The 24054-nt window shown below is 61.2% G+C and carries 20 protein-coding genes; 15 read left to right on the top strand and 5 right to left on the bottom strand.

Annotated features, from left to right (window positions below; genetic code table 11):
- Positions 1-28: 28 nt before the first annotated feature.
- Together ACZ5G6_RS12890 and ACZ5G6_RS12885 are read left to right on the top strand one after the other, a co-directional pair.
- Complete coding sequence (locus tag ACZ5G6_RS12890) at positions 29-1411, top strand: O-antigen ligase family protein (protein WP_498685871.1); 1383 nt, start codon at positions 29-31, stop codon at positions 1409-1411.
- Complete coding sequence (locus ACZ5G6_RS12885) at positions 1392-2546, top strand: glycosyltransferase family 4 protein (RefSeq protein ID WP_498685870.1); 1155 nt, start codon at positions 1392-1394, stop codon at positions 2544-2546. Before ACZ5G6_RS12890 ends, ACZ5G6_RS12885 begins: the two co-directional genes overlap by 20 nt.
- Before the next feature lie 31 nt (positions 2547-2577).
- Here ACZ5G6_RS12885 and ACZ5G6_RS12880 read toward each other — a convergent pair whose 3' ends face one another.
- Entirely contained in the window at positions 2578-5349 is a 2772-nt protein-coding gene (locus ACZ5G6_RS12880; RefSeq protein WP_498685869.1) for a WecB/TagA/CpsF family glycosyltransferase, read from the bottom strand.
- A gap of 305 nt (positions 5350-5654) precedes the next feature.
- Between ACZ5G6_RS12880 and ACZ5G6_RS12875 the strand changes: the two genes are divergently transcribed.
- Positions 5655-6515, top strand: coding sequence for a glycosyltransferase (locus ACZ5G6_RS12875; RefSeq protein ID WP_498685868.1), 861 nt, complete (start codon positions 5655-5657; stop codon positions 6513-6515).
- On the opposite strand, the gene ACZ5G6_RS12870 is transcribed toward ACZ5G6_RS12875, so the two are convergent.
- Both ACZ5G6_RS12870 and rfbB read right to left on the bottom strand, forming a co-directional pair.
- Positions 6507-7916, bottom strand: a complete 1410-nt coding sequence (locus ACZ5G6_RS12870) for a sugar nucleotide-binding protein (RefSeq protein ID WP_498685867.1) — start codon at positions 7914-7916, stop codon at positions 6507-6509. The genes ACZ5G6_RS12875 and ACZ5G6_RS12870 overlap by 9 nt on opposite strands.
- A gap of 3 nt (positions 7917-7919) precedes the next feature.
- Entirely contained in the window at positions 7920-8918 is a 999-nt protein-coding gene (gene rfbB / locus ACZ5G6_RS12865; RefSeq protein WP_223932807.1) for a dTDP-glucose 4,6-dehydratase, read from the bottom strand.
- Positions 8919-8971: 53 nt separating this feature from the next.
- Here rfbB and rfbA point away from each other — a divergent pair, with 53 nt between their 5' ends.
- Positions 8972-9838, top strand: coding sequence for a glucose-1-phosphate thymidylyltransferase RfbA (rfbA, locus tag ACZ5G6_RS12860; RefSeq protein ID WP_223932806.1), 867 nt, complete (start codon positions 8972-8974; stop codon positions 9836-9838).
- A 12-nt stretch (positions 9839-9850) separates the two neighbouring features.
- Here the strand turns inward: rfbA and ACZ5G6_RS12855 are convergent, their stop codons facing one another.
- On the bottom strand, positions 9851-10783 hold the full coding sequence (locus tag ACZ5G6_RS12855; RefSeq protein WP_223932805.1) for an aldo/keto reductase: 933 nt from the start codon (positions 10781-10783) through the stop codon (positions 9851-9853).
- Between the two features lie 51 nt (positions 10784-10834).
- On the opposite strand from ACZ5G6_RS12855, the gene ACZ5G6_RS12850 reads away from it, so the two are divergent.
- A complete protein-coding gene (locus ACZ5G6_RS12850; RefSeq protein ID WP_498685866.1) occupies positions 10835-11668 on the top strand; it encodes an undecaprenyl-diphosphate phosphatase in 834 nt (277 codons plus the stop codon).
- Positions 11669-11683: 15 nt separating this feature from the next.
- Complete coding sequence (mshC, locus tag ACZ5G6_RS12845) at positions 11684-12961, top strand: cysteine--1-D-myo-inosityl 2-amino-2-deoxy-alpha-D-glucopyranoside ligase (protein ID WP_223932803.1); 1278 nt, start codon at positions 11684-11686, stop codon at positions 12959-12961.
- Between the two features lie 88 nt (positions 12962-13049).
- Here the strand turns inward: mshC and ACZ5G6_RS12840 are convergent, their stop codons facing one another.
- Entirely contained in the window at positions 13050-13955 is a 906-nt protein-coding gene (locus ACZ5G6_RS12840; RefSeq protein ID WP_223932802.1) for a PAC2 family protein, read from the bottom strand.
- A gap of 122 nt (positions 13956-14077) precedes the next feature.
- Here ACZ5G6_RS12840 and ACZ5G6_RS12835 point away from each other — a divergent pair, with 122 nt between their 5' ends.
- The 9 genes from ACZ5G6_RS12835 to pafA all read left to right on the top strand — a co-directional run bounded on the left by ACZ5G6_RS12835 (position 14078) and on the right by pafA (position 24009).
- Entirely contained in the window at positions 14078-14797 is a 720-nt protein-coding gene (locus ACZ5G6_RS12835) for an HAD family hydrolase (protein WP_223932801.1), read from the top strand.
- Positions 14798-15961 (top strand): site-2 protease family protein, encoded by a 1164-nt coding sequence (locus ACZ5G6_RS12830; protein WP_223932800.1) that lies wholly within the window; start codon positions 14798-14800, stop codon positions 15959-15961.
- Positions 15962-16072: 111 nt separating this feature from the next.
- Positions 16073-17149, top strand: coding sequence for a tRNA (adenine-N1)-methyltransferase (locus ACZ5G6_RS12825; protein WP_223932799.1), 1077 nt, complete (start codon positions 16073-16075; stop codon positions 17147-17149).
- 96 nt (positions 17150-17245) lie between these two features.
- Complete coding sequence (gene arc / locus ACZ5G6_RS12820) at positions 17246-19054, top strand: proteasome ATPase (RefSeq protein WP_223932798.1); 1809 nt, start codon at positions 17246-17248, stop codon at positions 19052-19054.
- A 50-nt stretch (positions 19055-19104) separates the two neighbouring features.
- Positions 19105-20724 (top strand): depupylase/deamidase Dop, encoded by a 1620-nt coding sequence (gene dop, locus ACZ5G6_RS12815; protein WP_498691850.1) that lies wholly within the window; start codon positions 19105-19107, stop codon positions 20722-20724.
- 117 nt (positions 20725-20841) lie between these two features.
- Positions 20842-21045 (top strand): ubiquitin-like protein Pup, encoded by a 204-nt coding sequence (locus ACZ5G6_RS12810; protein WP_216925702.1) that lies wholly within the window; start codon positions 20842-20844, stop codon positions 21043-21045.
- A 79-nt stretch (positions 21046-21124) separates the two neighbouring features.
- Positions 21125-21934: a proteasome subunit beta gene (gene prcB / locus ACZ5G6_RS12805; RefSeq protein ID WP_223932797.1), complete on the top strand. Its 810-nt coding sequence runs from the start codon at positions 21125-21127 to the stop codon at positions 21932-21934.
- A 1-nt stretch (position 21935) separates the two neighbouring features.
- Positions 21936-22643: a proteasome subunit alpha gene (gene prcA, locus ACZ5G6_RS12800; RefSeq protein WP_223932796.1), complete on the top strand. Its 708-nt coding sequence runs from the start codon at positions 21936-21938 to the stop codon at positions 22641-22643.
- A gap of 1 nt (position 22644) precedes the next feature.
- Entirely contained in the window at positions 22645-24009 is a 1365-nt protein-coding gene (gene pafA / locus ACZ5G6_RS12795) for a Pup--protein ligase (protein ID WP_223932795.1), read from the top strand.
- Positions 24010-24054 lie beyond the last annotated feature (45 nt).

Raw genomic sequence — 24054 nt, 5'->3', positions numbered from 1 at the left:
AGATGGCTGGGCCGCGCAGGGTGTAACCATGGGCCAGACAGCACAGCAGCCCGAGCGCTCGGAGGTCGCAACGTTTGTCACCATATATCTGGTGGTCACGTGCGCGGTTCCCTCCAACCTGACAATATCCGCCTTAGGCACTGTAGGACGGTTGACTACCTTGTGGGCGCTGTTGGCACTCATATGGTGGGTGCTGTACCAAGTCCATAGGACGAAGCCGGAGGCCGTGGGGCGGCGCCCGGTCCGGCTCGCATTAGCCCTCTTTTTGGCCGTCGCTGTGGCCAGTTACGCCGTCGCCATGCTGCACGGCTTACCCGATAAGGAATCCAGTCCCGCTGATGGTGGACTCATTCGGTTGCTCGCCTGGGCCGGGATTCTCCTCCTGATCCACGATGGGCTGAAGAACCGAGATGGACTGGTCACCGTCATGCGCAGTGTCGTATTGATGGGAACATTCACCGCAATCCTTGGACTTCTTCAGTTCGTCACAGGAGCATCCCTCATCGACTGGATCACCATACCGGGCATGTCATCGAGCGCCGACTTCTCCAACATTGACGTCAGGGGCGGATTTGTCCGCGCTGCTGCCATGGCCTCCCACCCTCTTGAGTACGGAGTTGTCCTTTCGAGTTCATTCCCCATTGCGTTGACGTTGGCACTCACGCAAACCACCAGGAATTGGCTACTACGGTGGCTGCCAGTGATAGCTATCGCCGTAGCTTCCGTCCTGTCGGTATCGCGGTCCGCACTGATCGCGGTCGCCATAGCCTTCGTTGTCCTGATCCCCGCATGGTCCAGATCATTGCGGCGCCGAGCCTATGTGGCGTCCATAGGACTTGTGGCCGCTGTCTATGTAGTCACTCCCGGATTGCTCGGTACGCTTCGGGGGCTGTTCACTGTTGGAGGCGACGACAGCAGCATTACTTCCCGGACAAATGGGTACTCGACAGCGTTGGGGATGCTGGAGAACAATCCCATCGTTGGACGGGCTTTCGGAACATTCCTTCCCGAGTACATCATCGTCGACAACCAGTATTTGGGACTGCTTGTGGAACTGGGGGTTCTTGGACTGGCAATGTTCCTTGCCTTGATCGCCAGTGGGCTAAGTTGCGCATGGCGTGCGCGTCGCCTGGCAGTAGACAACGAAATGCGTCAAATGAGCCAATCAGTCCTGGCGTCCCTGGCCGCAATTGCTGCTACCTTCGCGTTTTTCGATGGGCTCTCTTTTCCCATGGCCGCAGCCATGTTGTTCGTCATGCTTGGAGTCGCGGGTGCGTTGTGGCGCATCGTGCAGGATGAACGGGGAGGCCTCCTTACGGAGAGGCTGCGCGCGCTGCCCGGCGGAAAGACGGCTGTTTTCGGATTACTGCGCCCGCGTCGAGACGGAGTTCATGATGGTTCGAACAGATGAAGCCTTCCCGGCAGATGCGCCGAGAATCCTCCTCGTCAAGACCCGGGGTCGCTCCACCGTGGAACGTTCCGAGCGGCAGCGCCGCGAATCGGCTGGCGAAGAGCCTCGCAGTCTCCTGTTTGAGGAAACCCTCAAGTGCGATGTCCTGGATGAAAATACCATTCGCCAGACAGCGGGCTTCCGAGCACACATCTATAAGCGTTTGCCGGCTTTTGCCGCCCAGGCCTTGGAAGCAACGCGGATCAGCCGCTCCTACGACGTCATTATTACGTGGTCGGAGCGGCATTCAGTCGCCGTTGCGGCATTGTTCGCAATCCTTCGTGTCAAGACCCCGCATTTGGCCATGATGTTCTGGCTGTCAAAACCGGCAGTCCGATGGCCTCTCAGGTTCGTTCGGACAGGCATTGACAAAATCGTCACGTGGAGCTCGATCCAACGGGCCGTGGCGATTGAACAGATTGGATTTGATCCCGGGGATGTTGTCCTCGTTCGTCATCCTGTCGATCTGGACTTCTTCAAACCAGCCGGCTCCGGGCACGAAATCATTTTCTCAGCAGGGTCCACGCAACGGGACTTTCAGACCTTCTCAAACGCCGTCAGGGGACTGGACGTTCCGGTTCACATTGCGGCCTCGCTGGTGGTTGCCCTCGACGGATACAAAATCGTCACGCGGGACGTTCGCGATGAACCGGGGTGGCCTGATAATTGCCAGGTTCGCCCGCTCACGTCCCTTGAGCTGCGTGACTCGTATGCCGCCGCCAAGGTAGTGGTTGTCCCGCTGCTGCCCACCGACATTGACGCAGGCGTGAATGTCATTCTGGAGGGTATGGCCATGGGAAGACCGGTCATTGTCTCCCAAACCCTCGGCCAGGTGGACGTTATACGTGACGGCGACAACGGAGTATTCGTACCAACCGGGGACTCCTCTGCGCTGAGGAGTCGCATAGAGTCCTTTCTTGCCGATCCGGAAGCTGCGGAGGAACTTGGGCGCCGTGCCCGCGCCTATGTGGAGCAAAACCATCGTTTGGAAGACTTCATAGAGAACGTTAGGGGGACTGTGCTGGAATTGTCGGTGGGGTCAAGCAGAAGGAACTTTTGGTCCAAGAGGAGCAGAGTCCCACTAAGGTCCAGCTAGGCCCCGCCCGTCCTCTGCGCCCCGAAAAGCATTATTGCCTGCTGCTTTCATCGCGTTCCCAGCCATCGCTCCGTCCCCCGGGAAAGAATGCTCCGTACCGGCCAACAACAGCGAAAACTGCATAGACAAAGGCATCGAAGGCGCTGACTGGCCCTCGGATTGAAACGGCAAGCTCCCGCAATGTCTGCCGCGTTGAGGAAGCTGAGCCAGATGCCCCCGACCCACGGTCCTGTGACGCTCTTTGCTGGCGGTTTCCCCGGTAGTTTCGCCGAAGAATGGCAAGCAATGCCCTCGATGAGCGTGGGGTCCTCACGACAACCGGGTCTGTCGCCAGAACCCGCTTTTCGCCGGCTTGGAACAAACCGTCCACGTAGTAGTCGTCGCCGATCAAAGCTGGAAACTCGCCGAGCCGTTCATGTCCCTTCGCGTTCAGCGCGTAGGCGCCGGCACCCCACATTCCTTGCGCGTTTCCAGGAATCCGGTTCCGGGCGCGGTAATACGCCCGGACCAACGCAGGGGCCCCTGTGGTTTCGTAGCTGAAGGCCGGCCGCGCAGCCAGAAGGGTCCCGCCCTCAAGGGCCTTGAAGACGGCACGGACAGCCTCAGGTGTGAGCTCTACGTCCGCATCCAGATATAGGCGCGGCCACAACTCCGTAGCACCGTCTGCGGCGTTGAGCGCCGCTGTCTTGGACGCTTCCCCGACGTGCAGAACTTTGACGCCTCGATAGTGGGAGGCCACAGTTTCCGTATCATCGGTACAGCCATTGCACGCCACGATGACGTCCACGGTTCCGGCATTGATGACTTCCTTCAAGGATTCCAGTGTCCGGCCGATGACTTTTGCCTCATTGTGCGCCGGGATGATGACCGCTCCGGCTGGAAAGACCTGAGGGAGAGCAGGGGATCGGGTGGCATGGGGCAATGTCGGCCAGAGCCGCTTCCTTAGCAGGGCCCGTGCTGCTTCCCGGTGGCCCGGCTTATTTATTCGTGCCAATTCCGCAGCGAATACAGCCGCCCGGAACAGCACGGCCGTGCTCCGCCCGAGATGTTTGGATGCGTAGCGAACGCGATTGACGGACATAAGCGCCGTCAATTGGGGCGAGGTGCCCGAGCCTCCGCCTTCATGCCACATCCTTGCTGTGGGCTCGAACCAGATCGATTTCCCTGCTTGGCGGATTCGATGGCAATAATCTGTCTCTTCCGAGTAAAGGAAGAATTGCTCATCCCATTCCCCAACGGCCCGTGCTGCATCTTCGCTTATCAGGAGGGCTGCGCCGGTGGCCCATTCGACGCGATGGGCGTATTGGTAGCCCTCCTCGTCAAAGTCCATTTCGGAGAGCCAGGAGGGGCGGCGGCGCAGATGGCTGCCCAGTGCGGCATCGCCCAGGGCACGCATCACACTCGGCTCGCGGCGCAGCGACGGATAAACTTTGCCATCGTTTTCCAGCAGGACCGGCACAACCACGCCAGCGTGGGACTCACTCATCCTTCGACGCAATGCTGCTACCGCGCCAGGACCCACGCGCAGGTCCGGATTCAAGATGAGGTAGGCGTCGGCAGGGCCCGCCACGCGCAGCGCCGCATTGATCCCACCCGCGTAGCCGAGGTTTCCTCCCGTGCGCAAGGCCATAACGTCCGGATGATGAGCAAGCTCGGTCATCGTGAGCTCGTCAGGGGAGTTGTCGGCAACCACTACCTTCATGGTTTGGTCAACCGTCTCTGCCCTCAGACTCGAAATCAAAGGCCCAACGTCGTCGGCGTTATTGTACGTAACTACTATGACTGCGATCTCCGCCTTGGCCCCAGCCAGCAGGAAAGGCCTCGGAGCCTGTTTGCCGGCCTCGGCAGGGGCAACGATTGGGTCCTCTGGCCTTTGGTTCATCGGCAGTGCGGTTGGCGGGACGTCTGCGGCGCTGACCTGGCGCAGCTTCAGGTAGGCCTCGGGCCCATCCACCAGGTACCGGCGAGCAAGCCTGCGCGGCTCAAGCATAAGTCGCCAGGCCCACTCGAAGCCGTGGGAACTGATCCAGGATGGGGCGCGCCGGATCCTTCCAGCAAGAAAATCGACAACGGCACCGAACGCGAGCAGGATCTTGGCTCCTGTGAGGCGTCCATACTTACTGACCCACAGTTCCTGCCGGGGCTTGCCCATGCCCACCACAAGGATGTCCGGCGCAGTGGCCGCTATCTGCGCGGCGAGTTCCAACGAAGCCTGCTCGTCGCTGATCACGGACCTTTCCGGAGCCCACCAGCCTGCCACGGCCAAATCCGGACGCTCCACTGCGAACCTGCTGCGGATAAGTTCCTGTGCCTGCTCGGTCCCACCCAGGAATCCTACGCTGAGCCCGCGGCGTTCAGCTTCGTCCAGCAATGGCTCCACAAGATCGCTTCCTGCCAGTCGCGGCCACGGCTGGTCCGTCAGGCGCCGTGCCTGGGCAACCAGCGGGGCTCCATCCAACAACGTCAGCCACTCGACAGACGTGTGCTCCGCCATGGTGCCCATCCACCTGCTGCCGGCACCAAAGTGCAGGATATGGTCCAGGTTCGCAGAACAAACGCCAAGAGGTGAAGAGCCAACCGAAGTCGCCCGGTCCATGATTTCCTGCAGGGCACCGTCAAACTCCAGGAGCTTCACGGGGACACCACCCAGGCTCACCCACAAACCCTGCCCGGGTTGGGAAACGGCTGGACGCTTGGAAACGGCTGGACGCCTGGAGTCATGCCCTCTGGCTTCTCCCGGGCGAAGACGGGAAGAAATGTGGCGGGTTGCGACCCGGGAGGGCGCAGTATCTGGGTGCAGCATTCTCGGCTCCAGGCTCGATGATCCAACTCACGGCACAAACGTGCCCGGCGATCCAAGTTGCTGCACTTCCCAGATCGCCGAAGCCGGACGGCGGGTGCCGTCCGAGCAATTTACTTACTTGAGTTGTCTCCCGGCCCTGCTTGTGTCGAGCCTGCCGTAGGGCTACTTTAGGACGATTTCCCCGGGTGCACCAGAGCGTCCGTCCACGATCGGCTGAGTCAGGGTATTGCTTGCGGGCCCCTGCCGGGAGAGGATGCGTTATGTCGATACGAAGGGGACCAGCTCTGACCACGTAGAGGACGGACATGGGCAGCGAAATCACAGATTGCTCGGGGGGCTCGGCAACCCATTTTGTTCTGACACGCTTCAATGTCCGCAGCTTTTATCACAAGGCAGAACCCACGGACGCATGGCTTCGCGAGCGCCTTCAACTCTTTGAGATGTACTGCATCCCGTGCTTCCGGAATCAAACGGAACCTCGGTTTACCTGGCTGGTTTTCCTTGATTCCCTGTCACCGTTGTGGTTGAGGCAGGAGATTGACAAACTATCGCAAGGTGTCTTTCGCCCCGTTTACGTTGAGGGTGCCTTCTCACAGGAATTTCTTAGCCGCACAATCGGCCAGCTTAGTGCCACTCCCTATGTGATCACCACCCGGGTTGACAACGACGACGCCGTATCAAATGACTTTATTGAGACAATCCAACGGTGTTTCAGGGAACAGGACAAAACCTTCGTTAATCTGGTGAATGGGGCGCAATATGCCCAGCGGAAACTTTACATCCGCCCGTATACGATGAATCCTTTTTCGAGCTTGATTGAGCGGACCGCAGACCGCCGTCCGGCCACGGTGTTTGTTGAACATCATTACCGGATCGATGCGTACGCCCCCGTCCTGAATGTGCGGACCGCCCACCCGATGTGGTTGCAGGTGATCCACGGTGGAAACGTCCTCAACGAGGTCGTGGGGTTGCGGGCAAGTGCCCGAAGCATTTCCCCACACTTTTCCGTTTCCCTCGATGTGGACGACCACTTGCCCAGCCGCATCGTGGACAGCGTCCTGGGCGCCTGGAAAATTCTGCTTCGCCTCCTCCGAAAACCCGCGCGGCTAAGGGAGTTGACCAAGACCCTCGTGGCGCGAAAAGCGGGACGCTTCGTCTCAAAGTGACGTTTCGGAGCGCAGGTACGCTTCCAGCCGGGAATGGGACGTGGGTGGACTAAAGCCCGTTTCCTTGATTTTCGAAAGGTCCAGGACGCTGCTGCCTGGACGCGGCGCAGTTCCGGGCTTTGCGTACTCGGACGTGCTGATGGTGATGATCTTTCGGGGATCCGCGCCGCAGAGACGATAAACATCCTGTGCAATTCCCGCCCAGGACTGCGGCTCGCCGTCGCTACTGAGGTTGTAGGTTCCGTAAGGTGCGTGGCTGTTGATCAGGTGCCGGATGCCTGCGGCAATATCGGACGCAAATGTCAGCCGTCCCCACTGGTCGCCCACCACAGTGGGCGCTGCACCTTTCGCGGCCAACGCAGCCATGGTGCGGACAAAGTTGCGGCCCTCGCCCACTACCCAACTGCTCCGCACGATGTAATGCCGTGGCACGGCGGCCACAGCAGCGTCTCCGGCGGCTTTGCTTTGCCCGTAGACGCCCAGGGGAGCTGGTGCCTCGTCCTCCTTGTGCACGGCAGCCGTACCGTCGAATACGTAGTCGCTGGACACATGGACAAGCGTTAGTGAATGCTCGACGGCGGTCCTCGCCAAACGGGACACTGCGGCTGCGTTGATGCTCCAGGCAGCAGTACGGCCTTCCGCTGTCTCCGCCGCGTCGACTCCCGTAAAGGCAGCCGCGTTGATGATGATGGAGTATTTCCGCCAATCTGTGGCGAGAAAGGAATCCTCTGCCGAAATATCGAACTGCGTCCTGCCCGCAAAGTCCACTGTCGGGTCGCCGTCGAACTCCTGCCTCAGTGCTTTCCCCAGCTGTCCGTCCGCACCAAGCACCAGCGTCCGCCTGGGTTGCATGGGAGCGACGGCTGGCAGCCGAGGATGATTGCGGTCCTGCGGTGACAGGATGGCCCGTTCCAACGGAATGGGCCAAGGCACGGCGACGTTTTCGTCAGCAAGGTTCAAGAATGTATATTCGGCCTGCGCCCCGGCGCTCCAGTGGTCATTGACCAAATAGGTGTATGCGGTGTCGTCCTCCAGGGTCTGGAAAGCATTGCCCACACCGCGGGGAACGAAGATGGCATCCTTGGCCGTCAGTTCGGCATGGAAACTCATTCCGAAAGTGGGGCCGTCCCGCAGGTCCACCCATGCGCCAAAGATCCGCCCCGATGCGAGGGAAATGAACTTGTCCCACGGTTCGGCGTGGATACCGCGGGTGGTCCCGCGTTTGGCATTGAAGGAGATGTTGTTCTGCACGGGTCCAAAATCCGGAAGGCCCAACGCCATCATCTTGCTACGGTGCCAGTTCTCCTTGAACCACCCACGGTTGTCTCCGTGGACCGGTAGATGGAAAAGCACCAACCCGGGAATCGGCGTGGTAAGCGATGTCAATTCAGCAGGCTCCATGGGCTAGTGGCCCTGGCCTGCATATTTGGTCTCGGTTGCGGCCTTTTGTGGCCGCCACCAGGCCTCATTGTCCTGGTACCAGCGAACAGTGTCAGCCAGTCCGGCGTCGAAGTCCGCATATCGGGGCATCCAACCCAGTTCGTTCCGGAGCTTGCTGGAGTCGATCGCATACCGGAGGTCGTGTCCGGGCCTGTCAGTTACCAGGTCATAGGCCTCCGGGGACTGGCCCATGTGCAGGAGCAGTTTCTCCACGACGTTCCTGTTGGATTGCTCACCGTCGGCACCGATCAGGTATGTTTCACCAATCCGCCCATGCTCGAGAATCGCTGCCACGGCCGAGGAGTGGTCCTCGACATGGATCCAGTCCCGCACATTGCGCCCAGTGCCGTAGAGGCGGGGACGGTTGCCATCCAGGATGTTGGTGATCTGACGGGGAATGAACTTCTCTACATGTTGGTACGGCCCATAGTTGTTGGAGCAGTTGCTGATGGTCGCTTGGAGGCCAAACGACCGAACCCAGGCCCGCACCAACATGTCGGAACCGGCCTTGGTTGCAGAGTAGGGGCTCGTGGGCCGATAGACCGACGCCTCGGTGAAACGCTGCGGGTCCTCCAACGCCAAGTCCCCGTACACCTCATCTGTGGATATGTGGTGGAAGCGGGTCCTGTGTTTCCGCGCCGCTTCGATGAGCGTGAAAGTCCCCACGAGGTTCGTGTCCACGAACGGCCGGGGATCCTCCAGTGAATTGTCGTTGTGCGATTCAGCCGCAAAATGGACCACTGCGTCAACGGCTGCCGTCATGCGGTCTACCAGCGGGGCATCGCAGACATCGCCCCGGACGAAATCGAAGCGTTCAGGAGGCAGTCCCGCGAGGGACTCGATGTTTCCCGCATAGGTGAGTTTGTCCAGGGCCGTGACATGGAGGCGTGAGTGCTCCATGATGTAGTGGATAAAGTTGCATCCAATGAATCCGGCCCCGCCGGTGACAAGGATTCTCTGCATGGCCATAGCGTAGCCGTCAATTGTGGCTAGTGCAGCGGGAAGGGACAGCTAATATGCGCGGCATCGTTCTTGCAGGCGGCACGGGCTCCCGGCTTCATCCAATAACGCTTGGAATCAGCAAGCAATTAGTCCCTGTATTCGACAAACCCATGATTTATTACCCCCTTTGCACGTTGATGCTGGCCGGCATTCGGGACATTCTGGTGATTACTACGCCCACTGATGCGCCGCAGTTTGAGAACTTGCTGGGCGACGGATCCCAATTCGGCATAAATCTCACATATGCACAACAACCCACCCCTGATGGATTGGCCCAGGCATTCATCCTGGGGGAGCAGCACATAGGCAGCGGCAAAGTGGCGCTCATCCTGGGGGACAACATCTTCAACGGCCCAGGCATGGGTAACCAGTTCCGCAAGTACGCCGACGTAGAGGGCGGAGCGATCTTCGGCTACTGGGTCAAGGATCCGAGTGCTTACGGCGTGGTGGAATTCGACGACGATGGGCTGGCCGTCTCCATCGAAGAAAAGCCGACGGCACCGAAGAGCAACTACGCGGTCCCGGGCCTGTACTTCTACGACAACGACGTCGTTGCCATGGCAAAGGACCTCAAACCCTCGCCTCGAGGGGAACTTGAGATCACGGATATCAACCGGCAATACATGGAACTCGGCAGGCTCCACGTGCAAAAATTTCCACGCGGGACTGCCTGGCTGGATACAGGAACCTTCAGCGACCTCAACGATGCGTCAAACTATGTCCGCACCACCGAGAACCGGCAGGGCCTGAAGATTGGAGCGCCGGAGGAAGTGGCCTGGCGGATGGGATATCTGAACGACGACGAACTCCGCCAGCAGGCTTCCAAGCTCGCCAAGAGCGGCTACGGCAGTTACCTGCTGGATATCCTCGATCGCCAATAGGGACCGCAACGGCTATGTCGCGGAAACGTCCTCCAGGGCACGCGAAATCTCAGCCGGGAGGACCGTCAACTGCGCATCCAGCAATTCCTTGAGCTGGACAGCGTTCCTGGCCCCCACGATCGCGGTGGCAACGCCAGGACGCGAGAGCAACCAACTCAGGGACACGTCCAAGGGCGAACGCCCCAAACCCCGCGCCGCCATAGCCACGGCCTCCACTACCCGTGATGCCTTCGGCTCAAGGTATGGCTCGACATACCCGGCGAGCCGGCTCTGCGCGGCACGCGAATCGGCAGGAATCTGGCCGCGGTACTTCCCGCTCAAAACACCACGCCCCAGGGGAGCCCAGGCCATCAGGCCAAGCCCGGCGTCTTCCACGGCCGGAATGAGTTCTTCCTCCGGTTTGCGCTGTACCAGGGAGTATTCGGATTGGTTGGCTACGAGTGTGAAACCAGCGACTGCCGCTGCCTTGGCCGTCTGCCAGCCGTTGTAGTTGGAAATTCCCACATAGCGGGCGCGTCCTGTCCTCTGCGCGAGCTCCAATGCGGACAGAGTCTCGTCCAGGGGAACATTCGGGTCCCACTCATGGACAAACCAGATGTCAAGGTAATCGGTTCCGAGCCGTGCCAGGCTGGCATCCAACGCTGACAGCAGGGCACCGCGTGATGCGTTGATACTGCGCCTGGATTCCGACGACGAGACGCCGGCTTTGGTAGATATGACGACTTCCGAGCGGGCCACGACGTCACCCAGCATGGAGCCCAGCATCGCCTCAGCCTGCCCATGGGCGTAGGACGCAGCGGTGTCGATGACTGTGCCGCCGGCGGCTACGAAAGCATGGAGCAACTCGGCAGCGTCCTGCTCATCCGTCTCCTGCGCCCAGGACATGGTTCCGAGGGACAAAGAGGAGACACGGAACCCACTGTTCCCGACATAACGCTGCTGCATGCTGATAGCTTACGGGGAGTTCCCAGTCTTCATGACGTAGGGTCTATTCACGTGAACTGGATAGAAGCAGCCCTGCTGGGCCTGGTGCAAGGCCTCACCGAATTCCTCCCGATCTCTTCAAGCGCTCACCTGCGGATCGTTGGCTCATTCCTTCCGAATGCAGCAGATCCCGGAGCGGCCTTCACGGCCATCACCCAGCTGGGTACGGAGACGGCGGTCATCGTCTACTTCTGGCGCGATATCGTGCGGATCATCGGTGCCTGGTTTAGGTCCTTGGGCGGAAAGGTCGATCGAAGCGACCCGGACGCCCGCATGGGATGGCTGGTAATCCTGGGCAGCCTTCCGATCATCGTGCTGGGCTTGTTGTTCCAGGACCAGATCGAGTCGGTCCTGCGGAGCATGTGGATCGTGGCCACCATGCTCATCGTCTTCGGCATGTTCCTTGCAGTTGCCGACGCCGTGGGCCGCCAGGAACGCGATCTCACACAGCTCAGCTACAAGCACGGTATTCTGTATGGCTTTGCGCAGGCGATGGCCCTGATTCCGGGCGTTTCGCGTTCCGGCGGAACCATTACGGCCGGCCTGCTGATGGGGTACACGCGTGAGGCCGCGGCCCGCTACTCATTCCTCCTCGCGATTCCCGCGGTTTTCGGCAGCGGCCTCTACCAGCTCTATAAAACGGTCTCCAAGGAGGGCCTGGCCGGTCCCTACGGCCTTCCGGAGACCGCACTGGCCACAGTCATCGCCTTCGTGGTGGGCTATGTCATCATCGGCTGGTTCCTGAAGTTCGTCTCAACACGTAGTTACAGGCTCTTTGTCTGGTACCGCATCCTTCTCGGCCTGGCCCTGTATGTCCTGCTCGGTTTCAATGTGATCAGCGCCTAGCACTAAGGTTGAGTCGTGAAATCGTGGACTTCCCGCCCTGTTCCTGAGCTGCCCGGCAGTATGCCCCAACTACGCCTCTTCGACACCGCCTTGGGCCGCGTCGTGGAGATAGAGCCGCAGCCGGAACAATCGATGTACGTCTGCGGTATTACGCCGTACGACGCCACGCATATGGGACACGCCGCAAGCTATGTGGCCTTCGACCTTCTCAACAGGGCCTGGCGGGACGCCGGAATCCGCGTAGCCTATGTTCAGAACGTCACCGACATCGATGACCCCCTCCTCGAGCGTGCCACCGCCACCGGCGTGGACTGGCGTGACTTGGCGCAGAGCCAGATTGAACTGTTCCACACTGACATGGACGCCCTGAACGTCCTTGCCCCGGATCACTACATCGGCGCGGTCGAGGCCATCCCGGACATCGTGCCCGCGATCGAACAGCTCATTGCTGACGGCGTCGCCTACCGCGTACAGGGTACGGATGGCGAGCCCGACGGCGACGTCTACTACGACGTCGAAGCGGCAGGCAAACGCTCCGACGCCACGGATGCGTGGACGTTGGGCGACGTTTCAGGCCTTGGCGAAGCGGAAATGCTTGCCCTCTTTGCAGAGCGTGGCGGCGATCCGGGCAGGGCGGGAAAACGCCAAGCACTCGATCCATTGCTCTGGCGGGTAGCCCGGGAAGGCGAACCCAGCTGGCCGGGGGCCACCTTGGGGGACGGCCGTCCCGGTTGGCACATTGAGTGTACGGTCATCGCGCAGAAGTACCTGCCCGCACCCTTCACCGTTCAGGGCGGCGGCTCTGACCTCGTGTTCCCGCACCACGAAATGGGAGCAGGACACGCCTATTCATTGGCTGGCGTTCCGCTGGCCAGGCACTATGCCCACGCCGGTATGGTGGGCCTTGACGGAGAAAAGATGAGCAAGTCCAAGGGCAACCTGGTACTTGTCTCCAAACTCCGCGCCGCCGGAGAAGAACCAGCGGCCATCCGCCTTGCAATCCTCGCCCACCACTACCGCTCGGACTGGTCCTGGACCGATGAGGACTTTGCGGCAGCAAAGGACCGGCTGGCCCGGTGGCGAAAAGCGCGCGACGTGGCTCCTGCTGGTTCGGCTTCCGCACTTGTCGAGGCCATGCGCCGGGAATTGGCCAATGACCTCAACGCTCCCGGAGCCATTGCCGCCGTCGACCGCTGGGCTGAGGAGGCATTGAGCACCAATGCTCCGATGTCTGAGCTGGACGCCGCGCTTATGGGCGATGCCGTCGACGCGTTGCTCGGCGTGGAGCTCTAGCCGAACCGGGGCAACACAAACCAACGGCCCTGGCTAATCGCCAGGGCCGTTGGTTTTGGAGATGGTAGTTGTCTAAGTGGTTCTGCCCCTAGGGCCGGTCCTTGCCACGGCGCTTCAAATACCGCTCGAATTCCCGGGCGATGGATTCGCCCGACGCTTCAGGGAGGTCCGCAGTGTCCTTGGCTTCCTCCAGTTGGCGCACGTAGGCAGCAATCTCAGGATCTTCTGTGGCGAGTTCATCGACGCCCCGTTCCCAGGCCTCCGACTCTTCTGCCAGGGCCTGGCTGTCCAAGGGAACCTGGAGCAGGTCTTCAATCTTGTGAAGGATGGCCAGCTGGGCTTTGGGTGAGGGCGGTTGTGCGACATAGTGGGGCACAGCTGCCCACAGGGAAACCGTTGGCAGCCCGGCAAGCATGGCGAACTCGGCCAGGACACCAACAATTCCCACGGGTCCTTCGTACTGGGAAGCCTCCAGATTCAGCCGTTCCCGCAGCGAACTGTCTTCCGTGGTGGTGCTGACCGGAATTGGCCGGCTGTGGGGTACATCGGCCAGCAGTGCACCTACAAGAATGACCGAATCGACTTTTAGCGCCTCGGCATGGACCAAAAGTTCGGTGGTGTAGGCCCGCCAACGGTATGAAGGTTCGGTGCCGAGAACAAACACCACGTCCACATTGCTGTCCGGAACTGAGGCCTTGTAGATCCGCGTTGAGGGCCACTTGACCTTCCGCGCACCCGAGGACGTGCGGCGCACGGTTGGCCGGGTGAACTGGAAGTCGTAGTACTCCTCGGCATCTACCGTGGCAACCTTCTTGCCGTCCCAGACTTTGTTCAAGTAGTGCAGCGCATCGCTGGCGGCCTCACCGGCGTCGTTCCAGCCTTCAAACGCAGCGATCATTACGGTGACGCGTTGGCCTTCCGCGGGTTCCTTAAGGAAACGCTCGGGCTCCGCGGTGATGTCCTGTCCTTCGGGGGTCCCGTCCACACTGTTCATCCACTCACCCTACGTCCAAGACCCTTGTGGATGCATGGCATTTCGCGTCGAAGCGTGTCCTGTATTCGCCCACAGCGCAAGCCCGGCGGGAAGCGCCCCGGGTTCCACGTAGACTTGAAACCATGCCTTCGTCATCCAGTCAGCCCCTTCTCAAAGCCGTGCTCTGGGATATGGATGGCACCCTTGTGGACACTGAGCCTTACTGGATTGCCGCCGAGCGCGCACTGGTGGAGGCGCACGGGGGGAGGTGGTCACACCAGCAGGCGATGCAGTTGGTGGGCCAGTCCCTGCTGCACTCGGCCGCGGTGCTGCAGGCCGCTGGAGTCCGCCTTGAAGCCCGGGAAATCGTGGATACGCTCAGCGCGCAGGTGATCAAGCAGGTCCGTACTGAAGTTCCCTGGCGTCCCGGCGCCCGCGAGTTGCTGGACGAATTGCACCAGGCGGGCATCCGTTGCGCCCTGGTCACCATGTCCGAGGGCCCGTTGGCCGGCGTTATTGTTGAAAGCCTCCCCAAGCCGTACTTCGAATTCCTGGTCACCGGAGACAGTGTGACCAACGGAAAACCCCACCCCGAGGCCTACCTGACGGCTGTCGAACGACTTCGGCTCGATGACTCCTCGCTGACCATCGATCACTGCGTCGCCTTGGAAGATTCCATTCCGGGAGCCACGGCCGCCTTGGCATCCGGCGTACTGACTGTGGGCATCCCACACCAGGTTCCGCTTCCCGAATATCCCGGAATGGTCATGTGGGAAACCCTGGTGGGCCGATCCGCGGCGGACGTCAGCCAATTGGTGGTAGACCGTTTCGCGCCACGGAACCTCCTTGAAGGGGCAAACTAGGTGAGCAGCTCCTCCACGCCACATCATGCTGCCACCAAAAAGGACGGCATCCCACTAGGAAAAATCGGCGGTATCCCCGTATACCTCGCGTACTCGTGGTTCGTCATCGCCGGTTTCACCGTGATCGTCTATGGGCCAGCGCTGCTGGTGCGAATGCCGAACCTCGGCATCTGGGCCTACTTTGTTGCCCTCGGCTATGCCTTGCTGCTCGCGCTCTCCGTCTTGGTCCACGAGCTTGCCCATGCGCTCAGCGCCAAGGCGTTCAACTGGCCCACGGAAAAGATTGTCCTGAATCTGTGGGGCGGACATACCCAGTTCGAGAACTTCACCGCATCGCCGGGACGCTCTGTAATCGTTGCCCTCGCCGGACCGGTTTCAAACTTTGTCCTGGCCGCCGGAATGTGGGCTGTCCTTTCGGCGGGTATCCTCGGTGGCGTCACTGAAATCCTGGCAAACATCCTTATGTGGGCCAACCTCCTCATTGGCATCTTCAACGTTCTTCCCGGTTTGCCCTTGGATGGCGGCCGGCTGGTGGAATCAGCGGTCTGGAAGGCCACGGGCAGCCAGGACAAGGGAACCATTGCCGCGGGCTGGTCCGGGCGCGTCATCGTTGCCGCACTGGTCATTTGGTTTATCGCAGTGCCGCTCTTGAGCGGCGCACCCTTGGACATCAACCTCATGCTGATCACCGTCCTCGTCTGCGGCTTCCTGTGGATGGGCGCATCGAGTTCAATCAACCACGCAAAGCTCCGCAGCCGCCTTTACCTGGTTAGCGCGGCCGGCCTCGCGGAGCCAGCAGTGGGCCTGCCGAACGCGGCCACTGTGGCAGACGTCCTGGCGGTGTCCCCGGCAGGGAGTCCCGCCGTCGTGATTTGCGGACCTGACGGAAAGCCGCAGGGAGTAGTGGATCCGGGCGCAGCTGCCGCGGTCCCTCCTGAGGCGGTAGCGACGACGCCGGTCACCGCCGTAGCGCACGCCTTGGCGGCCGGTGCCTACGTCCCGGAATGGTCCAAGGGCCAGGAGCTGATTCAGTATCTGGCGCGGCTGGAGGGTGGCGAATACGCTGTGGTGGACCACAACGGAACCGTGACCGGTTTGCTCCGCCAGCAGGCAGTAGTGACAGCGATTACAGGTAAAGAAGCCCGGGGCAGCGGGCGCGCCTGACGCCCTTGCCGGTAGAGTTACCTGCCGGTCCACAAAACAAACCATCGATTTTCGGCGCCCATACGGCAGCAACACATGGCGGCGCAGCCGCCCAGGAGCGAGGAACACCACATGAGCAGCGAAACCGCCGCGGCTGAGACAAGCGCAGGCACGGAGACCGGCACCGACAAGCCAGCCACTGACTCTGCCATGCAGCCAACAGGGGCAGCGCGGCGCCGTGGGCCTTTCCGCGTGGGCGAGCGTGTGCAGCTCACGGATGAGCGTGGCCGGATGAACACCATCACGCTTGAAGTGGGCGGAGCTTTTCATACCCACCGCGGTTTCCTGAACCACGATGAAATCATCGGCCAGGTTGATGGCTCGGTGGTCAGCAACAACATCGGGCAGCAGTACCAGACTTTGCGTCCCCTGCTCTCGGACTTCGTCTTGTCCATGCCCCGTGGCGCGGCCGTTGTCTATCCGAAGGACGCCGGCCAGATTGTCACCATGGCTGATATCTTCCCGGGTGCGCGCGTTGTTGAAGCCGGCGTGGGCTCCGGTGCGTTGTCCATTTCCCTGCTCCGTGCAGTGGGCGATGGCGGCTACCTCCATTCCTTTGAGCGCCGCGAAGAATTCGCGGACATCGCCCGGGGGAACGTCGAGACGATATTCGGTGGCCCGCACCCGGCTTGGCAGATCTCCCTGGGGGATTTCCAGGAAGAGGTGGTCCGTGCCGAGGCACCTGGCTCCGTAGACCGTGTAGTGCTTGACATGCTTGCTCCGTGGGAGTGCCTTGACGCGGTGGCAACCGTCCTGGCCCCTGGCGGCGTCTGGATCAATTACGTGGCCACCGTGACGCAGCTTTCCCGCACCGCCGAGGCCATCCGGGCGGACGGACGCTTCACGGAACCGGACGCCTGGGAATCCATGGTCCGCGGCTGGCACCTCGAAGGACTCGCAGTCCGTCCTGATCACCGTATGGTGGCCCACACGGGATTCCTTCTGGTCACCAGGCGGCTCGCCGACGGCGTCACTGGGATCTCCGTCAAGCGGCGCCCATCCAAGACCGAATTCAGCGCAGAAGACCTGAACGCCTGGACTCCGGGGGCGGTGGGGGAACGCGCGGTATCAGACAAGAAACTCCGCCGCGCCGCACGCGATGCCATTGCCGGAACCAACGTCCAGGACGACCCCTCGGTCACAAACTGAAAAGGTCACAATAGGGTCCGCATTCCGGATGTCACGAAGCACCCTGAGCTTTTCGGGACTAAGGTCTTGTTAAGCGCAGGAAGGGGCTGATGAATCGTGGATACGTCGAACAACGACATTGGACGGCCGACGCCGGAGGAAGCTAACGCCGCAGCTGAAGAGGCAGCAAACCGGAGGCTTGCCGCCATCCAGCCGCCCGACCCCTCGAGTGAATTGACCGTGGCCGAACGGCAGATCAACATCCTCCGGGACAAGCTTCGCCACATCGACCGCCAGCTTGCCGCCGCCACCCAGAACAACAGCAAGCTCGTCAGCATGCTTGAAACGGCGAAGGGTGAAATCCTCCGCTTGAAGGGTGCCTTGGAGCAGGAAGGGCAGCCGCCTTACAGCTTCGGGACCGTGGTTCAGATCAACCCCCGCAGGCAGCCAAGCCCAGGCAGTTCGGGGCAGGCGGCCACGGAAGAATCCGTGGACATTTTCAATGCGGGCCGCAAGATGCGCGTTGGCATCAGCCCGCTGGTGAATGTCAACCAACTCGCCGTCGGACAGGAAGTCCTCTTGAACGAGGCCCTGCTGGTGGTCGCCGGACTTGGCTACGAGCGTGCGGGTGAACTCGTCACGCTCAAGGAGATGCTGGGCAAGGACCGCGCTCTGGTAGTTGGTCGGGCCGATGAGGAGCGGGTGGTCCGGCTTTCCGGAGCACTGCAAAGCGTGCACCTGAAGGTGGGCGACGCCTTGTCATTGGATTCCCGCACCGGCTATGCGCTGGAGAAAGTCCCGCGCGCCGAGGTAGAGAACCTTGTCCTGGAAGAAGTCCCGGACATTACCTATCAGGACATCGGCGGCCTAGGCCCCCAAATCGAGCAGATCCGCGATGCTGTGGAACTCCCGTTCCTGCATCCGGACCTGTACCGGGAACACGGTCTCAAGGCGCCCAAGGGCATCCTGCTGTACGGTCCGCCAGGCTGCGGCAAAACCCTCATCGCCAAGGCCGTGGCAAATTCCCTGGCCGCCCGTGCTGCTGAGCGCGCCGGAAACACCGACCTCAAGAGCTACTTCCTCAACATCAAGGGACCCGAGCTCCTGGACAAGTATGTCGGCGAAACCGAACGGCATATCCGGCTCATCTTCTCCCGCGCCCGCGAAAAGGCATCCGATGGCAGCCCCGTTGTGGTTTTCTTCGATGAGATGGACTCGCTGTTCCGCACCCGTGGCACCGGTGTGTCTTCCGACGTCGAAACCACCATCGTCCCGCAGCTGCTCAGCGAGATTGACGGCGTGGAGCGATTGGACAACGTGATCGTCATTGGTGCTTCAAACCGTGAAGACATGATCGATCCCGCGATCCTTCGTCCCGGCCGCCTGGACGTAAAGGTCAAGATCCAGCGGCCCGATGCCGAGGCCGCAGCAGACATCTTTGGCAAGTACATCACCACGGACCTGCCGTTCCACGCGCAGGACCTGGCTGAGTACGGCGGGGACGTCCAGGCCACGGTCGACGCCATGATCCAGCGCACGGTTGAGGCCATGTACTCCACCGAGAAGTCGAACGAGTACCTGGAAGTCACCTACGCCAACGGCGATACGGAGATGCTCTACTTCAAGGACTTCAACTCAGGTGCAGTGGTCCAGAACGTGGTGGACCGGGCTAAGAAGTACGCGATCAAGGACCTGCTGACCAACCACCAGAAGGGTCTGAGGATCGACCACCTGTTGCGGGCCGTAGTGGACGAATTCCGGGAACATGAGGACATGCCGAACACCACCAACCCTGATGACTGGGCAAGGATCTCGGGGAAGAAGGGTGAACGGATCACGTACATCCGCACGATCGTGCAAGGCAAGGCCGGCCAGGAACCTGGCAAGTCGATCGAGACCACGGCCAACACGGGCCAGTACCTGTGACGGCCCGAACCGAGGGCGTGCCCGGCGAGAGGTTGCCTGTTGGCGGCGCCATGCGCGTCATGGGTTCCGAAACCGAGTATGGAATCCATGCGCCATCGGCGCCGGGGGCCAACGCCACCATGATGTCCGCCCGGATTATCCAGGCCTATGCCACGGTTACCCGGCAACGCGCCGCCGGTGGAGCGGAAACCCGATGGGACTACACGGACGAAGAACCTTTGCACGATGCCCGCGGCTGGACCGTTGACCGGGCAAGCGCCGATCCCAGCCAGCTGACTGACCAGCCGCCAGTGCTCGACGCCGAGGCAGTAGCGTTGGCGTATGGTCGCCAGGAGTTGGAACTGGATGGCCAGGACGAATCCGGTTCGCTCCTCATGAACATGGTCCTTGGCAACGGTGCACGCCTTTACGTAGACCATGCGCACCCGGAGTACTCGAGCCCGGAGGTTACCAACCCAAGGGACGCGGTTGCCTGGGATGCCGCCGGCGATCTCGTAGCCCTAGCCACCGTGAGGAAAGTAGCGGCGGACACGAGCCTTCCGCCGATCAACCTCTACAAGAACAACACTGACAACAAATCGGTGTCCTATGGCTCGCACGAGAACTACCTCATGCCCCGGTCCGTTCCCTTTGGTGACATCATCCGGGGGCTCACACCGTTCTTTGTGTCCCGGCAGGTGGTTTGTGGGGCCGGACGTGTGGGGATCGGACAAGACAGTTCCACTGCCGGCTACCAGATCAGCCAACGGGCAGACTTCTTCGAGGCTGAGGTTGGCCTTGAAACTACCATCCGACGCCCCATCATCAACACCAGGGACGAGCCACACGCGACGGCGGATAAGTACCGTCGGCTCCATGTCATCATCGGTGACGCGAACCTCAGCCAGGTTTCCAACTACCTGAAGTTCGGCACCACGGCCATGGTTCTCAGCCTCATCGAGGCAGGCCAGGCACCCCGGATCGAAGTCCACGAACCCGTCCAGGCGCTGCAGGCCATCAGCCATGACACAACCCTGGCCACTACGGTCCGGCTGTTGGATGGACGTAGGGTAACCGCTCTGGACATCCAGTGGATGTACTACGAGGCGGCGGCGAAGCTGGCGCAAGAGACCGGAGTTGCCGATTCGGTCACTGGCGACGGGCACACGCACGCCCTCCTGGAGCGCTGGGAATCGACGTTGTCAGTACTTGGCAGCGATCCTGCTGCCGCGGCGCCATCCGTTGAGTGGGTGGCGAAGAAGTCGCTCCTTGAGGGCTATCGAAACCGGGACGGCCTTGGTTGGGACGACGCCAGACTCGGGTTGGTAGATCTCCAGTGGTCAGATATACGGCCAGAGAAGGGCCTCTACTACAGGTTGCTGTCCAAGGACAGGATGGCCCGAATCGTTGACGACGCCGAGATCGCCCGGGCGGTGGGCGAACCGCCGTCGGACACTCGCGCGTACTTCCGCGGACGGTGTGTTTCGACCTTCGGCAAAGACGTTGTTGGCGCCAGTTGGGACTCGGTAATCTTCGATGTTCCGGGACTCGGGAAGCTGCAGCGCGTCCCCACCCGGGAACCACTGCGGGGAACCCGGGCGCTGACCGGTGCACTCTTTGACAGGCACCAGGACGCTGGCTCGTTCCTGGCCGAATTGCTGGGTCAAAAACCGCCGCCGCCCAAGAGCTGAGGCATTCAGCCACGAGCAAAAATGGTGCCCTGGCAAAGCCGGGCGCAGCAGCCCATGGCGTGGCAATATGGCAGTAGGAAGTCCCCACAAACGGGGGCTGACAGTAGGGAGATAGAAATGGCAGCTCAGGAGCAACAGCAACCGCAGTCACGGGACACCGAGACTGAAGTCGACGTCCCGGAGGCCCCACCGGCAGCACCCGAAGCCCAGGCCTCGGATGCCACCCAAGGTGTGGACGACCTCCTTGACGAAATCGACGGCGTCCTGGAATCCAACGCTGAAGAGTTCGTCAGGGCCTTCGTCCAAAAGGGCGGCCAGTAAGCGGACCCGACACACCATGTACTGCCCGGCTGGCGCGAGGCCACCGGGCATCGGAATGCAGAGTCGAAGGAGTGCAGCAATGCAGGACCCATCAACCGGCCCCCTGGCCACCCAGGCAACGTCTTCATTCACGGAGCACCTTCAACGCTCGCGTCCCGAACTCCTTCCCTTCAACCAAACGTTGCCGGCCGGCACCGTACCGTCCTCGCCGCACGCAACCACGATCGTCGCCTTGACGTATGCCGGTGGCGTGCTGATGGCGGGGGACCGGCGGGCAACCATGGGAAACGTGATCGCCAGCAGGCACATTGAGAAGGTCTTTCCCGCGGACCAGTATTCGGTGCTGGGCATTGCCGGTACAGCTGGCCTGGCGATCGACATTACGCGGCTCTTCCAAGTGGAACTGGAGCATTACGAGAAGATTGAGGGCACCCTCCTCAGCCTGGTTGGCAAGGCCAACCGTTTGGGTGCCATGATCCGCGGCAACCTCCCCATGGCAATGCAGGGAATGGCAGTAATTCCCTTGTTTGCCGGCTTCGACCAAGTATCAGGCACCGGACGGCTGTTCTCCTACGACGTCACTGGTGGGCGCTATGAGGAACAGGAACACCACTCCGTGGGTTCGGGTTCAGTCTTTGCGCGGGGTGCGCTGAAAAAACTTTGGAAACCCAACCTCTCGGAAGAGCAAGCTGTCGCCGTAGCGGTAGAGGCGCTTTACGACGCCGCAGACGACGACTCCGCAACGGGCGGCCCGGACCCTGTCCGTCAGCTGTGGCCCGTGGTGTACACCGTCAACCGTGCCGGCAACCGCCGGGTACCCGAACGGGACTTGGCTGCGATAGCTGGTACCATCGTCGAATCCCGTGCCATCGCCGGACGGGAGGCCTGAGATGACGCAGCAGTTCTATGTCTCGCCCGAACAGTTGATGAAGGACCGTGCGGACTTTGCACGGAAGGGCATAGCCCGCGGACGTTCCGTAGTGGTGATCAGTTGCGCGGACGGCATCGCGCTGATCGCTGAGAATCCGTCACCGTCGCTGCACAAAATCGGCGAGATCTACGACAAAATAGCCTTCGCGGCAGTGGGCAAGTACAACGAGTTCGAAAGCTTGCGCCAGGCCGGCGTACGGTATGCGGACGTCCGTGGCTACTCCTACGATCGCGAAGACGTGACCGCGCGGGGGTTGGCCAGCGTGTACGCGCAGAGCCTTGGCGCGGTGTTCACGGCCGAACAAAAGCCCTTTGAAGTGGAACTGGCCGTGGCTGAAGTAGGCCTGACGCAGGAGCAGGACCACCTGTACCGGCTCACCTTTGATGGTTCGATTGCCGACGAGAACGGCTTTGTGGTGATGGGCGGCCTTGCCGACCAGATTTCCGACGTCGTTAGCGGGGCTTGGGAGCCTGAGCTTGGTTTTGCTGGGGCAATGCGGCTGGCTTTGCGCGCTTTGGCGGCAGACAAGGAAGCCGACGCCCTTCCGGCTACGGCCGTCGAAGCCGCTGTCCTGGACCGCGCTTCGGAGAGCCACCGGGGTTCCCGCCGGGCTTTCCGGCGTCTGCGTCCCGAGGACATGACACAGCTGCTCACAGAGGAGGCTTGAGATGGACAAGCGCATATTCGGCATCGAGACGGAATTTGGAATTTCCTATTCCAGCCCCGACTCACGTCCCTTGGCCCCCGAAGAAGTGGCCCGCTACTTGTTCCGCAAGGTGGTGAGCTGGGGCAGGTCTTCGAACGTCTTCCTGACCAATGGCTCACGCCTGTATCTGGACGTTGGTTCGCACCCGGAATACGCCACCGCAGAATGTGATGACCTCGCGCAGCTCATCGCCCACGACAGGGCAGGGGAGCTCATCCTGGACGACCTCGTCGATGAAGCCCAGGCCCGCCTCGCTGCTGAGGGTTTCAACGGAACTGTCTACCTCTTCAAGAACAACACCGACTCTGCCGGAAACTCCTACGGCAGCCACGAGAATTACCTCATACCCCGCCGGGGTGAGTTTTCCAGGCTGGCCGAGATTCTTATCCCGTTCCTCGTGACCCGTCAGCTCATCGCAGGAGCGGGCAAAGTCCTGAAGACGCCCCACGGTGCAACCTTCGCCTTTTCGCAGCGGGCCGACCACATCTGGGAGGGCGTGTCCTCCGCCACCACCAGGTCCCGGCCCATCATCAACACCCGCGACGAGCCGCACGCCGATGCCGAGTTCTACCGCAGGCTCCATGTGATCGTTGGTGATTCCAACATGTCTGAAACCTCCACACTCCTCAAAGTGGGTACGGTGGATCTCATCCTGCGAATGATAGAGGCAGGCGTGATCATGCGGGACATGCGAATGGAAAACCCCATCCGCAGCATCCGCGAAATATCCCATGACCTTTCGGGCAGCGCCTTGGTACGCCTGGCCAACGGCAGGCAACTGTCGGCCCTTGACATCCAGCGGGAGTACCTGGCAAAGGTCAAGGAGTTTGTGGCCGCGAACGGCGCACACAACGCCCATGTGCCGCTCATTCTTGATCTCTGGGAGCGGACACTGGACGCCATTGAAAGCGGCGATACCAGCACCATCGATACCGAGGTGGACTGGGCCATCAAGAAGAAACTGATGGATTCTTACATGCGCCGGCACGACCTCAGCCTGGACTCGCCACGCATTGCCCAGCTGGATCTTACCTACCACGACATTTCACGGCAGCGCGGTCTCTTCTTCCTGTTGCAGTCACGCGACGCCGCGCGGCGCCTGGTCCCTGAAACCGAGGTCAAGGACGCCGTGGATACTCCTCCACAGACCACCAGGGCAAAGCTGCGGGGCGACTTCGTCCGCAGGGCGCAGGAACTTGGACGCGACTACACGGTTGACTGGGTTCATTTGAAGCTCAACGACCGCGCACACCAGACGATCCTGTGCAAGGACCCGTTCCGCAGCGTGGATGACCGCGTTGATGCGCTCCTTGACTCCATGGGCTAACGGGTTTTCTGAGGGGACTCCCAGCTTCACGGGCTATTCTTGACT

The organism is Arthrobacter sp. TmtSoilC51 (genome assembly GCF_055388015.1).
This window is presented reverse-complemented; position numbering and strand designations above follow the sequence as displayed.